The following is a 14303-nucleotide window of genomic DNA, read 5'->3' as shown; positions in this document are numbered from 1 at the left end:
TTTCACGATTTTCGCACCGGGCGGGCATGGCAAAGCCGACGCTCCGCGAAGCGTCGGCCCTGTTTTCGCCGCCTTGCCCGATCAGGCGCGGGGGCTCTGCGCCTCCGGGATCGGCTTTTTCAGCACGATCAGCAGGCCCGTCGTCACCAGTGTCCCGACCACGATCGAGAGCGCATAAAGCCCAAGATGGGTCACCGCATGCGGGATCGCCAGCACGAAGATCCCGCCATGCGGCGCCACCAGCAGGCAGCCCAGCGCCATTGACAGCGCCCCGGCGACCGCCGAACCGGCGATGATCGCGGGGATCACCCGGGCCGGGTCTTTCGCGGCAAAGGGGATCGCGCCTTCGGTGATGAAGGACAGGCCCAGCACGGCGGCGGCCCCGCCCGCCTCGCGCTCTTCGGCGGTGAAGCGGGTCTTCGCCACCAGCGTCGCCAGCGCCAGACCCAGCGGCGGCGTCATCCCCGCCGCCATCACCGCGGCCATCGGCGCAGAAGTGCCCGAGGTCAAGAGGCCGACGGCGAAGGTATAGGCGGCCTTGTTGATCGGGCCGCCCATGTCGACGGCCATCATGCCACCGAGGATCAGGCCCAGCACGACGGCATTGGTGGTGCCCAGCCCCTGCAGGAAAGCAGTCATCGCGGCGAGGATCGCCGCCACCGGCGCGCCCACCACATAGACCATCACCAGCCCGGTGATCGCGGTGGACAGCAGCGGCAGGATCAGCACCGGCTTGAGCCCTTCCAGCACGCGCGGCAGCCGGATCGCATCGCGCAGCCAGCGCGCCACATAGCCCGCCAGAAAGCCCGCGACGATGCCGCCGAGGAACCCGGCGTTCAGGTTCACGGCGAGCATGCCGCCGATCAGACCCGGTGTCAGGCCGGGGCGGTCGGCGATCGAATAGGCGATGAACCCCGCCAGAACCGGCACCATCAGCTTGAAGGCGGCGCCGCCCCCAATCGCCATCAGCGCCGCGGGCAACGTGCCCTCGACCTCGAAAGCCTTGATCCCGAAGACAAACGAAAGCGCGATCAGAAGACCGCCCGCCACCACCAGCGGCAGCATGTAGGACACGCCCGTCAGCAGATGCATGTAGGGACCCGAGCGGTTCGCCGCCCGCTGTGCCTTCAGCGCATCGACCGTGTCGGCCAGGTTCGTGCCCGGCACCGCGCCCTCGGCCAGCGCCGCATCCAGCACCCTGGCCGCGCCCTTCACCGCCGTCCCGACCGAGGTCTTGTAGACCTTCTTGCCCGCGAACCGGCTGTCATCGACATGGGTATCGGCGGCGATCACTACCAGATCGGCGGCCTGGATCTGCGCCGGGCTGAGCGCATTTTGCGCCCCGACCGAGCCCTGCGTCTCGACCGCGATCTCCCAGCCGCGGGCGGCGGCGGTCTTTTTCAGCGCATCGGCCGCCATGAACGTATGGGCGATGCCGGTCGGACAGGCGGTGATCGCCACCACCCTGAGCGGTCTTTGGTCTGTTTCGGTCGTCATCTGCGGGGTCTTCTCTCCGGTCAGGGCAAGGGCCTCGGCCAGAACCGCCGCCGTCCGGGTGATGGCGTGGGCGGTCGAGGTCCGGTAAACGGGTTTCGTGACGAAGCGGACATCCTCGACGCGGATATCGGCGGCAATCAGCACCACATCGGCGGCGGCGATCTCGGCCCCCTGCAGCGGCGCCTCGACGCCCCCGGCGGCGCGGCGTTCGACGCGGATCTGATGGCCCAGCGCCTGCGCGGTGGCGCTCAGCGCCTCGGCGGCCATATGGGTATGGGCGACGCCCCTGGCACCGGCGGTCACGGCGACGATTTTCGACATGGGTTCCTCCCCTGCGGCTCAGACGGGCGGCAGCGTTTTGACGGTGACGGCGCGGGCCAACCGGGTGATGCTGTCCAGCGGCGGCAGCTGCGGGCCGATCTCGCCCAGCGCACCCAGCGAGAAGGCCGTGGCCAGACGAGCGGTTTCGGGCAGGCCGAGACCAAGGGTGGCGGCATGGATCAGCCCCGCCACCATCGCGTCGCCCGCCCCGACGGTCGAGGCGATCCGGGTCACGGGCGGGATCGCCAGCACCGTCTCGGCGCCGCGCACCAGCACCGCGCCCCCCGCCCCCATCGAGACGGCAACCAGCCCGACGCCCGAGGCCGCCAGATCGCGCGCGGCGGTGCAGACGGCCTCAAGCCCGGTCAGGCTGCGGCCCAGATGCGCGCCCAGTTCCGCGACATTGGGCTTGACGATGTCGGGCCGCGCCGCCAGCGCCAGACCGAGCGCCGGACCCGAGGTATCGAGCGCCACCCGCGCGCCGCCCTTGCGGGCAAGGCGGGCCAGATCGGCATAGGCCTCGGCACCGATCCCGGCGGGCAGGCTACCGCAAAGGGCAACCCAGTCAAGGCCTTGCGCCAGAAGTTCGGTCAGGGTCGCGGCCACGGCGTCAAGATCGGCAGGCCCCGCCGCGAGGCCCGGAAAGTTCAGATCGGTGATCTGCTTTTGCAGCGGATCGACGATCTTCACATTCGTCCGCGTCGCACCGGGCAGGCGCTGGCAGGCATCGACCAGCCCCGTCGCCGCGAAATGACGCGCGAACAGCGCGGCATTCTCGGCGCCCAGAAGCCCGGTCACAGCGACCCCGTGCCCGGCATGGGCCAGGAACGAGGCGACATTGATCCCCTTGCCGCCCGCATCGATGCGCGAAGCGGCGACCCGGTTCACCGCATCGGCGGTGAAGCCCGGCACGGTCACCGTCTGATCGACGGCGGAATTGAGCGAAACCGTGGCGATGCGCAGCGTCATCTCAGCCCCCGCACTTCGGCGGCCGTCGTGCAGGCCAGCGCGCGCGCCGCCAGAGCGCGGTTTTCCGCCAGGCTCGTCCGGCGCAGCTGCGCCTTGATCCCCGCCACCGCCGGGATGGACACGGACAACTCCCGCACCCCCAGCCCCGAGAGCACCGCCGCCCCCATCGGATCGCCCGCGATGCCGCCACAGGCGCCGACCCAGATCCCCGCCGCCTCGGCCGCGCGCAGGGTGCTGTCGATCAGCCGCAGCACCGCCGGATGCAGCCCGTCGGCCTGTTTCGCCAGCACCGGATGCATCCGGTCCATGGCGAGCGCATATTGCGTCAGGTCATTCGTGCCGATGGAAAAGAAATCGACCCGTTTCGCCAGCTCCGGCGCCATCATCACCGCGGAGGGGATCTCGATCATGATGCCGATCTCGACCGGATCGGCGCCGACCTCGGCCCGGACCTCCTCGGCGATGCGCCGCGCGGTCTCCAGCTCCTCGATCATCGCGATCATCGGGAACATGATGCGCACCGGCCCGCTGGCCGCGGCGCGGTAGATCGCCCGCAGCTGGGTGCGGAACAGGTCTTCATGCGACAGGCAAAAGCGGATGCCGCGCTCGCCCAGAAACGGGTTTTGTTCAACGGGCATGCGCAGATAGGGGATGTCCTTGTCGCCGCCCACATCCAGCGTGCGAATGATCATCGGCAGCCCGTTCAGCGCCTCGATCATCGCCGCATAGATCGCCAGCTGTTCGTCTTCGCCGGGCGGGGTCTCGCGGTTGAGAAACAGGAATTCGGTGCGCAAAAGCCCCACGCCCTCGGCGCCCGCCTCGACCGAAGCTGTGGCCTCGGCCAGGTCCGAGATATTCGCGACCACTTCGACGCGCGCGCCATCCCGCAGCAGCGCGGGCTTGTAGCGGTCGCGCGCCTCGGCCTCGCGATGCGCCCTCAGCGCCGCCATCGCAGTCCCGGCCCGGGCCTTGTCGGCCCCGGTCGGGGCGACGACGATCACCCCCGCGCAGCCATCCAGCAAAACCGGCGTGCCGCTGGCCAGATCAAGCAGCCGCGGTCCGACCCCCGCCACCGCCGGAATATCCAGCGCCCGCGCAATGATCGCGGTATGCGAGCTTGGCCCGCCCTGCGCCGTGGCAAGGCCCCGCACCAGTGCCGGATCGAGCCGCGCGGTATCGGAGGGCGTCAGGTCATCGGCCAGAAGGATGCAAGGCGCGGTGGGCAGATGCGTCTCGCCCGTCCGCCGCCGGCCCAGATGCTGCAACACCCGCTGCCCGGCATCGCGCAGATCGATGGCACGGCCCGACAGCACCGCATCCGGCATCGCCTCCAGCCGGTCGGCGCGGTCGGTGAACACCTGATGCCAGGCAAACCCGGCCGAGCGGCCCTGCCCGATCAGCGCCTTCGCCGCGCAGACCAGTTCCGGGTCGTGCAAAAACTCCTGATGCGCCCGGAAGATCGCGGCATGGGCGGGGCCGGATTTTTTCCAGATCCCGTCATGGAGGTCTTCGAGCTCGTGCCAGGCGGTCTGCAGGGCGGTCTCCAGCCGCGCGGTCTCGACGGTCGCATCCGCGGCATCGGTGTCGAAGACCACCTCGTCGCGGGCAAAGCGGAAGACGGGGGCAAGCGCGTAGCCCGGCGAGGAGGAGATGCCGACAAGGGTGCGCCCCTCGTAGGATGCCATCGACGCCCCCGCCCCCGTCCGACCGGGCGTCGCGGCTTCGGGGGCCGCCGCACCGGTGTCTTCGTCGTCTTCAAGCCCGGCGTCAAAGGCCGCGGCGATGGCCGCCAAAGCAGCTTGCGCATCCGGGCCTTCGGCGCTGACGCGCAAGGCCGCCCCCTGCACCGCCCCCAGATTGAGAAGCGAAATCAGGCTCTTGCCATTCGCGACCCTGGCGCCGTGGCGCAGCCGGATCTCGGCGGAAAAGCCCTTGGCCAGATCGACAAGCCGGGTCGCGGGCCGGGCATGCAGCCCATGCGCGCCCGTCACCACGACATCGATCCCGCGCGCAAAATCCGCGGGCGCCGCAGCCGGGGCCGCCACGGGCGCCGCGGCGCCGGTCAGCCGCGCCACGATCTCCGCCGCATCCGTCGTCGTTGCCAGCCGCCCGGCCTCGGCCGCATCGCCCAGAACATCGGTCAGATTGCTCAGCACCTGCAGGTGCTCATCCGATTTCGCCGCGATCGCCACCACCAGATGCGCGATGTCGCCCGGCGCCCATTCGACCCCCGCGGGCAGCTGCACCACGGCAATCGCCGTGTCATGGATCAGGTCGCGATCCTGCGGCAGACCATGGGGTATCGCGATGCCATTGCCCAGAAAGGTGTTTGCAACCGCCTCGCGGCCCAGCATGCTCTGGCCGTAGCGCGGGTCGATCTTGCCCGCCGCGGTCAAAAGATCCACGGCCTGCGCGATGGCATCAGCCTTGTCGGTGGCCGTCTTGCCTATGGCCACAAGCTCGCTGGTCAGGGGTATCACGGTTCCTCCTTGGCATCGGATGTGCGATGCTTCCGGGCGGGACGAAATGCCCCCGCAGATGAACGGAGTATGTCGCGCGTGACGGTCCGGCTTGTAACAATTGTCATCCTGGCGCTGAGCCTGTGTCGGGCCGAGGCGCTGGAGGTGCTGACCCGCGACGGCGGCCCGATTGCCGGGCCCGCGATCGCACATGCGGCGCAATTCGCGGCTGAAACCGGCGTGGCGGTGCATGTCCGCCCCCGCCCCTTCGATGCGCTTTATGGCGCGGTGATGATGGGCTTCGTCACCGGCCATCCGCCCGCCGATGTGCTGATCCTGCCCGCCGACTGGCTGCCCGATGTCGCGCCCTATCTGCTGCCGGTGCCGCAGGCGCTGGTGCACAGCCCGCTCGTGCGGGGCATCCATCCCGCCTATCGCGACCGGCAGATGCGCTGGCGGGGGCAGTGGCTGGCGGTGACGCTGGATGGCGATCTGCACATGGGCGCCTATCGCCGCGACCTGTTCGAGCACCCGGCAACGCGGGCGGCCTATCGGGCGCAGACCGGCCGGGCGCTGGAGCCGCCGCGCAGCTGGGAGGATTACGCCCGCATCGCCGCCTTTTTCCAGGCCCGCGGCATTCCCGGCACGCTGGAAGCCTCGGCCGAGAACGGCCAGCGGCTCTGGCCGCTGTTGTCGCATGCCGCCGCCTATACCGCCCATCCCGACCATCCGGGGCATTTCTTCTTCGACCCCGAGACGATGGCGCCCGAGATCGACAACCCGGCCTGGCGGCGGGCGCTGCGGGACTATCTGGCGGCGCTGGCCACCGCGCCCGGGACGGCGCTGACCAGCCATGAGCTGCGCCGCGACTTCGCCGCGGGCCGGGCGGCGATGGCGCTGGATTGGTCCGATATCGGCACGGTGGCGACCGATCCGGCGCATTCGATAATCCGCGACCGGGTCGGGTTCTTTGCGCTTCCGGGCGCCGATCAGGTCTGGAACCCGGTCACGAAACGCTGGGACAGCCAGGCTGCGCCGCGATCGGTGCCTTTCCTCGCCTTTGGGGGCTGGATCGCGGTCGTGCCGCGCGGCGCCGCCGATCCGAAAACCGCGTGGGATTTCATCGCCTTCATGGCCGATCCGGCGCGGGCGGCGCGCGACGTGATGTCGGGCGCCTCGGGCTTCAACCCCTACCGGCTCTCGCAGCTGGAGGACGACGCGGGCTGGGCGCAGCGGATGGGGCCGCAGGCTGCGGCGGATTATCTTGCGCTGCTGCGCGAAAGCCTGTCGGCGCCGCAGGCCGCGCCGGCGCTGCGTCTGCCGGGCTATGCCGCCTATATGGCGGCGCTGGATGCGCAGCTGGGCCGGGTGCTTTCGGGCGAGATCACGCCCGAAGCGGCGCTTGCGGCGGCGGCAACGGACTGGGACCGGATCACCGACCGGCTCGGCCGGGCCAGCCAGCGCCGCCACTACCGCGAGGCAATGGGACTGGGGGCGGCGCCATGAGCCTGTTGCGCGGCATTCAGGGGCGGCTATTGCTGATCGTCGCGCTCTCCACCCTGGCGATGGCGCTGGCGGGCGTCGCGGCGATCCGGGCGTTTGACCAGATCGCCGCGGCGGCAGAGACCGTCACCGGCCGCGACGTGCCCGCGATGGCGGCGGCCTTGCGGCTGGCGCGGATCGGCGACCGGCTGCAAAGCCGCGGTGCCAGCCTGATGGCCGCCAGCAGCGCCGAGGCGCTGAGCGAGGCGAAACGCGCCATCGATGTCGATCTGGCCGCCTTTGCCGATCAGGCGCAGGCGCTGCGCGAGGTCGCGGCACCGCAGAATTCCGATCAGATCGCCAGCCTGTCCGCCGATCTGGCGGCACGGCTGCGCGCGCTTTCGACCGATCTCGACCGGCTGCGCGGCGTTGCCCGGCTGCGCGCGGCAGAACGGGCGAAGATGCTGGCGGAACAGGATTATCTGCGCCAGTTGCTGGGCCCCTCGATCCTTGCGGTCGAAGCGATTGCGGGCGGGCAGATCCTGCCCGATCCCGAGGCCTACCGCACCGCCGTGCAGTCGCAGGCGCCGCTGCTGGCGGCCGAGCGGCTGACCGACCGGGCGATATCGGAGCTGCTGCTGGCGGGCGACGCCCGCGACCCGCAGGCGCTGCAACGGGGCCTCGCCGCCTATCGGCGCACGCTGGCGCAGCTCGATGCCACCGGGGCGGCCCTGCCCGCGGGCTTGCGCGCCGAGTTCCACCGCGCCCTTGCCGCCTTTCACGATCAGGCCGGGGCGGGCGGGATCTTCTATCTGCGGGCCGAGGACATGACCGCCCGCAGCCGGGCCGAGGCCGATCTGCGCGGCGCGGCGGCGCGGGCGGCGGATCTGAAGGCCGCGGTCGATGCCCGGGTGATCGCCGCAAGCACCAGCACCGCCGAGGTGACCGAACAGCTGGGCCGGATGATTCTGGAACGCTCGGCGCAATTCACCGCGATCGGTCTGGCCGTCATCCTGATCGCCGGGGGGCTGTCCTATGGTCTGGTGATCCGGCCGCTGTCCCGCAATCTGCGCGGGGTGACGGCGGCGATGGTGCGGCTGGCCGCGGGCGAGCGCGACGCCACCGTGCCCGGGGCGGATCGCTCCGACGAGATCGGCGATCTCGCCCGCGCTTTTGCCGTCTTTCGCGAAAACTCGGCGCAGGTGGAAAAGCTGGACCGCGCGCTGGCGGAACGCTCCAGCCTGCTTCTGGCGACCTTCGAGACGATGAAGGACGGCTTTTCCGTCTACGATGGCGACCGGCGGCTGGTGACCTGCAATCCGCAATATCTGGCGCTGCATGAGGTCAGCGCCGAAGAACTTGCCACCGACCCCACGATCACCGGGATCAACCGGATCCTGACGGCGCGCGGGGTGCAGGCCAACCTGCCCGATGGCACGCCGGTCGCGCTGGAGGATCTGGTGCCGCGCCGGCTGGCCGGACCGCAGCGGGTGGAGATGCGCTTTCCCTCGGGGCGGGTGCTGGAGATGCGCTCGAACCCGATCCCGATGGGCGGTTTTACGACGATCCATATGGATGTGACCGAGCAACAGGCGACGCAAAGCCAGCTGCTGCATGCGCAAAAGCTGGAGACGGTGGGCCAGCTGACCGGAGGGATCGCGCATGATTTCAACAACATCCTGGCGGTGATCATCGGCAATCTGAACATCCTCGCGCGCGAATTGTCCGCGAGCCCGGCGCTGAAGGCGCGTGCCGAGCGCGGCCTTGCCGCCGCCAGCCGCGCCGCCGGGCTGATCAACCGGCTGTTGACCTTTTCGCGCCGCCAGCGCCTGGCGCCCGAGAATGTCGATCTGAACGGTCTGGTGCGCGGCATGCTGGACCTGTTGCAGTCCAGCCTTGGGTCGGGGGTGCGGATCACGCCGGATCTCGCCGCGGATCTGCCGCGGGTGCGGGTCGATCCGGGGCAGCTGGAAAACGCGCTGATGAACCTGGCGGTGAACGCCCGCGACGCGATGGAGGGGGCGGGCGAGATCACCGTCACCACGCGGCGCGCCGCGGATGGCTTTGTCGAGCTGGCCGTTTCCGACACCGGCGCGGGCATCCCGCCCGAACTTCTGGAGCAGGTTTTCGAGCCCTTCTTCACCACGAAACCCGTGGGCAAAGGCAGCGGGCTGGGGCTGTCGATGGTCTATGGTTTCGTGCGGCAATCGGGCGGCACGGTGACGATCGAGAGCGCCCCGGGCCAAGGCACCCGCGTCCGCCTGCGCCTGCCCGAGAGCGCCCCGCCCGAGGCCCCCGCGCGCCCCGAAGGGCTGGACAGCGCCGAGGCCTGCATTCTGGCCGTCGATGACGATGCCGACCTGCTGGAGATCACCGCAGATCAGTTGCGCCGTCTGGGCCATGCCGTCGTCACCGCGCCCGACGGGTCGAGCGCGCTGGAGATGCTGCGCGAAATTCCCGAAATCGACCTGCTTTACACCGATCTGGCGATGCCCGGTCTGGATGGCCGGGCGCTGGCCGAGAAGGCGCGGGCGCTGCGCCCGGATCTGCCGGTGCTGTTCACCTCGGGCGCGCCGGGCAAGGCGGGGGCGGATCTGCCGAACCTGTTGCGCAAACCCGTCCCCGAAGAGGTTCTGGCCGCCGCGATCCGCGCCATGCTGGCGGATCAGAGCCGCCGCACCTCGGCATCAAGCACATAGCCCATGCCGCGCTCGGTGCGGATCAGCTGCGGCGCGCGCGGATTGGGCTCGATCTTGCGCCGCAGCCGCAAGATCAGCACGTCGATGGTGCGGTCGAACACCTCGCCGCCATCCGCCCGGGTGCGTTCCAAGAGCTGATCGCGGCTGAGCACGCAGCGCGGCGCCCGCACGAAGGCCTCCAGCAGCAGGAATTCGGCATTGGTCAGCGCCACCGCCTGCCCCGCGGGGGTTTCCAGGCTGCGCGCCGTCAGGTCGATCACCCAGCCCGCGAAGCTGCGCCGGTCATGCCCGGCCCATTCGACCGGCATCGCGGCCGCCCCGGTGCGGCGCAGCACCGCCTTGATCCGCGCCACCAATTCGCGCGGGTTGAAGGGTTTGACAACATAATCATCGGCGCCCATCTCAAGGCCGACGATCCGGTCCACATCGCCACCAAGCCCGGTCAGCATGATGATCGGGATCGCGGAGGTCGCCCGCAGCCGCGCCGCCAGGGCCAGCCCGTCCTGATCGGGCAGGCACAGGTCGAGCAGGATCAGATCGGGCGCCGCCGCCAGAGCGGGCGCAACCTCGGCCGCCGTCGCCGCCTCGGTCACCTCCCAGTCGCGCGTTTCCAGCTCGTAGCGCACCAGCTCGCGCACATCCGGGTCGTCATCGACGATCAGAATCCTCACCATGCCGCAGCTCCCCCGACCCCAGCATAAAAGGGGATCGTCCCGCCCGCCAGCCTGAAGGCGGTCAGGATTGCGGGCCTGCGGGGTCTTCGGCCGGGCTGTCGGTTTCCTCGGCCAGATCGCCGGGGATGACGTAGCTGCCGTTCAGCCAGCGCGCCAGATCGATATCGGCGCAGCGTTTCGAGCAGAACGGACGGTATTTCGCCGCCGTGTCCTTGCCGCAGATCGGGCAGCTCATGTCCGCCCCGCCAGCAGCGCGGCCAGCGCCACCCGGTCGCGCTTGCGCACCAGTTCATAAAGCCCCAGCGGCGTCCAGCCCGCAAGGCTGGTCTCCGCCGCCTCGGTCTTGAAAGCCGCGCGCAGCTGCTGTTCCAGCACCAGCCGGTCTTTCTTCGGCATCGGCGCGAAATCGACCACCACCTGACCGCCCAGGCCGCGCAGCCGCAGCTGCCGCGGCAGATCGCGGGCGGCGGCGATATTCGCCTTCAGTGCAGCGGCGGGCGAGGTATCGGCGCCGGTGTTCACATCAACCGCCACCAGCGCGCGCGTCGGCTCGATCATCAGGTGACCGCCGCCCGGCAGCGCCACGCGCGGGGTCAGAACCGCGTCGATCGCCTCCAGAACGCCGTGTTCCTCGAAGCCCTCCACCACCTCGTCGGGGGCGGGATCGGCCCATTCGCGCCAAGCTTCCTCGTGCGGGGAAGGCGCATCGACCAGCAATTCGGGGGCGCCGTCCACATCGGCCAGCACCGCCTCGGCCAGATCGCGCAGACCCGCCAGATCCTCGACGATCTCGCCCTCTTCGGCGCCCTCGCAGGCCGAGCGCAGAATGAGGCCCATCTCCGAGCCCTCCATCACCACGGCCGCGAGCGCCTGCAGACCTTCGCGCATGTCCTCGTCGCGGATGCGGCGCGAGACATTCAGCCCCGGCGCGCCCGGGGTGACGATGCCATAGCGGCCCTTGAACAGAAGCCGCAGCGTGACCGGGATCGCCTTGCCCGGTTCCGCCCCGCCCGAGACCTGCACCAGCACCGATTGCCCCGGCGACAGCCCCTTGGCGTCCTTGAGGAAGCCCTTTTCGCCCCCCGGCAGCATGACGAACAGACCGCCCTGCCCTTTCATCGGCCGCTCGATCTTCGCGCGGCAGATCGCGCCGGGCGCCAGCGCCATCGCCTCCGAGACATCGACAAGCAGGTCTTCCAGCTGGCCATCGACCATCAGCGCGGCGGCCTCAAGCCCGCCGACCGCGCCCAGAACCACGACACGACCCTTCATGCGCCCTCTCCCACGGCAACGCCCGCCGCGCGCAACAGCACGGCGGTTTCGGCAAGCGGCAGGCCGACGACGCCGGTGAACGAGCCTTGAATCCACGGCACGAAGGCCCCGGCAAGGCCCTGAATCGCATAGCCGCCCGCCTTGCCCCGCCATTCACCGGAGGCCAGGTAGCCGTTCACCTCAGTGTTCGACAGCGGGCGGAATTTCACCACCGTATCCACCAGCCGCTCACGCAGACCGGCACTGGTGCGCACGGCCACGGCGGTCAGCACATGATGGCGACGGCCCGACAGCAGCCACAGGAATTCGGCCGCTTCCTTTTCATCGGCGGGCTTGCCCAGAATCCGGCGCCCGCAGGTGACGGTGGTATCGGCGGTCAGGATCACCTCATCGGCGGCACACTCCAGCACCGCCGCCTTTTCGCGCGCCATGCGCGCGACATAGGCACGGGCATCCTCGCCGCGCTCCGGGGTCTCGTCGATGTCGGGGATACGCACCTCGGCCGGGGTCAGACCCAGCTGACCCAGAAGCTCGCGTCGCCGCGGGCTGGCCGATCCGAGGACAAGCTTCACTTGAAGCGGTAGTTGATGCGACCCTTGGACAGGTCATAGGTGTTCATTTCCACCTGCACCCGGTCGCCTGCCAGAACGCGGATGCGGTTTTTCCGCATCTTGCCTGCCATATGCGCGATGATCTCATGGCCGTTTTCCAGCTCGACCTTGAACGTCGCATTCGGCAGGAGTTCCTTCACGACGCCGGGGAATTCGAGCATTTCTTCCTTGGCCATGGTCACTCCATTGGGGATACCCGCAAGGATGCGGCGGGCGCGCTTTCTTTGCGCCCGCTAAAGGCAGAATTCAAGGGCAATGTCAAGATTTGCGGGGGAATTCAGCCACAGTTCGCACTTGCACCGCCTGCATGGGTTGCTCTGACCAGTGCTGAAAGAGCAGCACCGACCCGTCGCGGCGGCTGTGCGTGACCCGGTCCAGATCAACCGTGGCGACGACCCAGCCGGGTTCGTCATAGCCGCCCATCGCCAGCACGCCATCGTCGGGCCAGCCCGCATCGGGCGGGCCGTAGATCGCTGCGGCGCCGTGATTTTCATCGACCGCGGGGCACCAGGGCGAAAGCCCCACGACCGGCGCCTGCACCGTCACGCACTGGTTTTCCAAGGCCCGCGCCTGGGCGCCGATCCGCACCCGGTTGTAGCCTGGTGCCGCATCGGTGCAGCTGGGAACCAGCAGGATCTCCGCCCCCGCTTCGCACAAGGCCCGCGCCAACAGGGGAAATTCGCTGTCATAGCAGATCACGATGCCGATCTTGCCGATGCCGGTGTCGAACAGCGTGAGTCCCCGCCCCGGGCCGATGGTCCAGTCCTCGCGCTCGAAGCGGGTCATGATCGCCTTGTCCTGATGGCCGATCCGCCCGGCGGGGCCAAACAACACGGCGCGGTTGCGCAGATCATAGCCGTCCTGCGCCGGACCCGAGGGGGCCAGGATGTAAAGGCCGAATTCGATCGCAAGGCCCTCGAAATGACGCTCCATCGCGGCGCGGTGGTGCAGCACCTCGGCCACGGCGCGGCGCAGATCGGCGGCGACCTCGGCCCCGCCAAGGCTCGCCAACTCCATCGCCGCATATTCGGGAAAGACCAGCAGATCGGCTTTCTTCAAGGCCGCCATCTGCACCCAGGCGCGGGTCTTCGCCTCATAGCCAGCCCAGTCCTCCGCCCAGTCAAGCGGATAGGCCGCGGCGGCGATGGTGACATGTCTCACAGCGGCCTCCCCCAGAATTGCAGCGGCTTTTCAGTCTCGCCCGCGGCGCCGACATCCGTCCAGCGGAAATGCGCGATCACACCGGGCAGCGGCGCATAGCCGCGCTTGGCCCAGAATCCGTCAAGCGGGCGGTAAGTCTCTGGTTTCAGGGGATGATCCTTGGGGCGGATCACCGCGCAAAAGGCGCTGAAGCGGCGGCCCAGCGCCCGTGCATGGGCCTCGCGCGCGTCGAAAAAGGCGTGACCAAGGCCCTGCCCGCGATAGCCGGGCAGAAGCACCGACTCGGCGCAGTAAAAGACCGTCGCGAGCGGCAGGCCGGTCGGGGCGAAGGCGGCGGCGAAATCCTCCGCATGATCTTCCAGCGGCGTGCCGGTGGCGGCGCCGACAAGCCGCGGCCCGTCAAAGGCGCCGACGACGACGGCGCCCGGAGAGGTCCGGTAGCTGTCGAGATAGCGGCGTTCGTACTCAAGCGATCCGTCATAAAGATAGGGCCAGTCGCGGAAGACGGCGATGCGCAGCGCCGCCACATCGTCCAGCGCCGCATCGAGCGCAGGGCCGGTCAAAACCCGCACCTCCATCAGCTGACCTGACGGATCCAGTCGGCAAGGTTGTAACAGGTGGTGACGCGCTGGATGCGGTTGCCGCGCAGGGTGAAAAAGGCGCCCGCGGGCAGGACATAGGTCTGGCCGCGCGCCTCGGGCAGGCCGTCGTCGGTGGCGATGTAGCTGCCGTGCACGGTGAATTCCGCCGCCGCGCGGCTGCCCGCATCATTCGCCATCACCACGATGCCGGTCAGCGTCTCGCGGTAGCAGCGGGACATATGGGCGTTGAAATCGCGGAACTTTTCGATGCCGCGGCGGATCTCGCCCTCGTTGACGTGATGCTCGACATCCTCGGTCAGAAGCGCCTCCATCGCCGAGGTGTCGCCGCGGTTGAAAGCATCGTAATAGGCGGAAATCACGGCAAGGGCGGCGGCGCGGGGCATCGGGTCCTCCATCTGATCCCCAATCTGTGGCATGGGCTGCCGGTTTGGTCAAACCTTGGAACCGGCAGGGCATGGGGCAAAAGCGGCATGCCCCTGACCGAGGCCATCGCCGAGGTCACGCGCACCATCGGCCCCGCGACCGCCGGGGCGCCAAAGCGTCCCGGCCAGCGCCC

At 69.4% G+C, this 14303-nt stretch carries 13 protein-coding genes; 2 read left to right on the top strand and 11 right to left on the bottom strand.

Annotated features, from left to right (window positions below; all coding sequences use genetic code 11):
• Positions 1-81: 81 nt before the first annotated feature.
• Genes AC4PTB_RS05215 through ptsP form a run of 3 tightly spaced genes read right to left on the bottom strand, consistent with a single transcriptional unit; the run spans position 82 to position 5267 of the window.
• Positions 82-1818, bottom strand: a complete 1737-nt coding sequence (locus tag AC4PTB_RS05215) for a PTS fructose-like transporter subunit IIB (protein WP_492192015.1) — start codon at positions 1816-1818, stop codon at positions 82-84.
• A gap of 18 nt (positions 1819-1836) precedes the next feature.
• Complete coding sequence (gene pfkB, locus AC4PTB_RS05210; RefSeq protein ID WP_492192014.1) at positions 1837-2787, bottom strand: 1-phosphofructokinase; 951 nt, start codon at positions 2785-2787, stop codon at positions 1837-1839.
• Positions 2784-5267, bottom strand: a complete 2484-nt coding sequence (gene ptsP, locus AC4PTB_RS05205; RefSeq protein ID WP_492192013.1) for a phosphoenolpyruvate--protein phosphotransferase — start codon at positions 5265-5267, stop codon at positions 2784-2786. Before ptsP ends, pfkB begins: the two co-directional genes overlap by 4 nt.
• Positions 5268-5336: 69 nt before the next feature.
• On the opposite strand from ptsP, the gene AC4PTB_RS05200 reads away from it, so the two are divergent.
• Positions 5337-6752: an ABC transporter substrate-binding protein gene (locus tag AC4PTB_RS05200; RefSeq protein ID WP_492192012.1), complete on the top strand. Its 1416-nt coding sequence runs from the start codon at positions 5337-5339 to the stop codon at positions 6750-6752.
• Positions 6749-9427: a hybrid sensor histidine kinase/response regulator gene (locus tag AC4PTB_RS05195; protein ID WP_492192011.1), complete on the top strand. Its 2679-nt coding sequence runs from the start codon at positions 6749-6751 to the stop codon at positions 9425-9427. Before AC4PTB_RS05200 ends, AC4PTB_RS05195 begins: the two co-directional genes overlap by 4 nt.
• Here the strand turns inward: AC4PTB_RS05195 and AC4PTB_RS05190 are convergent.
• The 8 genes from AC4PTB_RS05190 to AC4PTB_RS05155 all read right to left on the bottom strand — a co-directional run bounded on the left by AC4PTB_RS05190 (position 9394) and on the right by AC4PTB_RS05155 (position 14142).
• Positions 9394-10101 carry a response regulator gene (locus AC4PTB_RS05190; protein ID WP_492192010.1) on the bottom strand — a complete coding sequence of 236 codons (708 nt, stop codon included), beginning with the start codon at positions 10099-10101 and terminating at the stop codon, positions 9394-9396. The two genes, AC4PTB_RS05195 and AC4PTB_RS05190, sit on opposite strands and share 34 nt — an antisense overlap.
• Before the next feature lie 61 nt (positions 10102-10162).
• The gene (locus AC4PTB_RS05185) at positions 10163-10336 is read right to left on the bottom strand and encodes a DNA gyrase inhibitor YacG (protein ID WP_492192009.1); all 174 of its coding nucleotides are present in this window, start codon (positions 10334-10336) and stop codon (positions 10163-10165) included.
• A complete protein-coding gene (locus tag AC4PTB_RS05180) occupies positions 10333-11373 on the bottom strand; it encodes a ribonuclease E/G (protein WP_492192008.1) in 1041 nt (346 codons plus the stop codon). Before AC4PTB_RS05180 ends, AC4PTB_RS05185 begins: the two co-directional genes overlap by 4 nt.
• Positions 11370-11945, bottom strand: a complete 576-nt coding sequence (locus tag AC4PTB_RS05175) for a Maf family protein (RefSeq protein WP_492192007.1) — start codon at positions 11943-11945, stop codon at positions 11370-11372. Before AC4PTB_RS05175 ends, AC4PTB_RS05180 begins: the two co-directional genes overlap by 4 nt.
• Entirely contained in the window at positions 11942-12160 is a 219-nt protein-coding gene (gene infA / locus AC4PTB_RS05170) for a translation initiation factor IF-1 (protein ID WP_013068259.1), read from the bottom strand. Before infA ends, AC4PTB_RS05175 begins: the two co-directional genes overlap by 4 nt.
• A gap of 82 nt (positions 12161-12242) precedes the next feature.
• Entirely contained in the window at positions 12243-13145 is a 903-nt protein-coding gene (locus AC4PTB_RS05165; protein ID WP_492192006.1) for a carbon-nitrogen hydrolase family protein, read from the bottom strand.
• On the bottom strand, positions 13142-13723 hold the full coding sequence (locus tag AC4PTB_RS05160) for a GNAT family N-acetyltransferase (protein ID WP_492192005.1): 582 nt from the start codon (positions 13721-13723) through the stop codon (positions 13142-13144). Before AC4PTB_RS05160 ends, AC4PTB_RS05165 begins: the two co-directional genes overlap by 4 nt.
• Positions 13723-14142 (bottom strand): ketosteroid isomerase-related protein, encoded by a 420-nt coding sequence (locus AC4PTB_RS05155; RefSeq protein WP_492192004.1) that lies wholly within the window; start codon positions 14140-14142, stop codon positions 13723-13725. Before AC4PTB_RS05155 ends, AC4PTB_RS05160 begins: the two co-directional genes overlap by 1 nt.
• Positions 14143-14303: the final 161 nt, after the last annotated feature.

This window comes from Rhodobacter sp. 4.3.4, from assembly GCF_058724655.1.
Note: the sequence above shows the minus strand (reverse complement) of the source record. Positions and strands in the feature narration are given on the sequence as shown.

Bases quoted from the DNA above. Each gene is read 5' to 3' on its own strand.
- AC4PTB_RS05215 (WP_492192015.1), bottom strand. From the start codon at position 1,818: ATGTCGAAAATCGTCGCCGTGACCGCCGGTGCCAGGGGCGTCGCCCAT.
- pfkB (WP_492192014.1), bottom strand. From the start codon at position 2,787: ATGACGCTGCGCATCGCCACGGTTTCGCTCAATTCCGCCGTCGATCAG.
- AC4PTB_RS05200 (WP_492192012.1), top strand. From the start codon at position 5,337: ATGTCGCGCGTGACGGTCCGGCTTGTAACAATTGTCATCCTGGCGCTG.
- AC4PTB_RS05195 (WP_492192011.1), top strand. From the start codon at position 6,749: ATGAGCCTGTTGCGCGGCATTCAGGGGCGGCTATTGCTGATCGTCGCG.
- AC4PTB_RS05190 (WP_492192010.1), bottom strand. From the start codon at position 10,101: ATGGTGAGGATTCTGATCGTCGATGACGACCCGGATGTGCGCGAGCTG.
- AC4PTB_RS05185 (WP_492192009.1), bottom strand. From the start codon at position 10,336: ATGAGCTGCCCGATCTGCGGCAAGGACACGGCGGCGAAATACCGTCCG.
- AC4PTB_RS05180 (WP_492192008.1), bottom strand. From the start codon at position 11,373: ATGAAGGGTCGTGTCGTGGTTCTGGGCGCGGTCGGCGGGCTTGAGGCC.
- infA (WP_013068259.1), bottom strand. From the start codon at position 12,160: ATGGCCAAGGAAGAAATGCTCGAATTCCCCGGCGTCGTGAAGGAACTC.
- AC4PTB_RS05160 (WP_492192005.1), bottom strand. From the start codon at position 13,723: ATGGAGGTGCGGGTTTTGACCGGCCCTGCGCTCGATGCGGCGCTGGAC.
- AC4PTB_RS05155 (WP_492192004.1), bottom strand. From the start codon at position 14,142: ATGGAGGACCCGATGCCCCGCGCCGCCGCCCTTGCCGTGATTTCCGCC.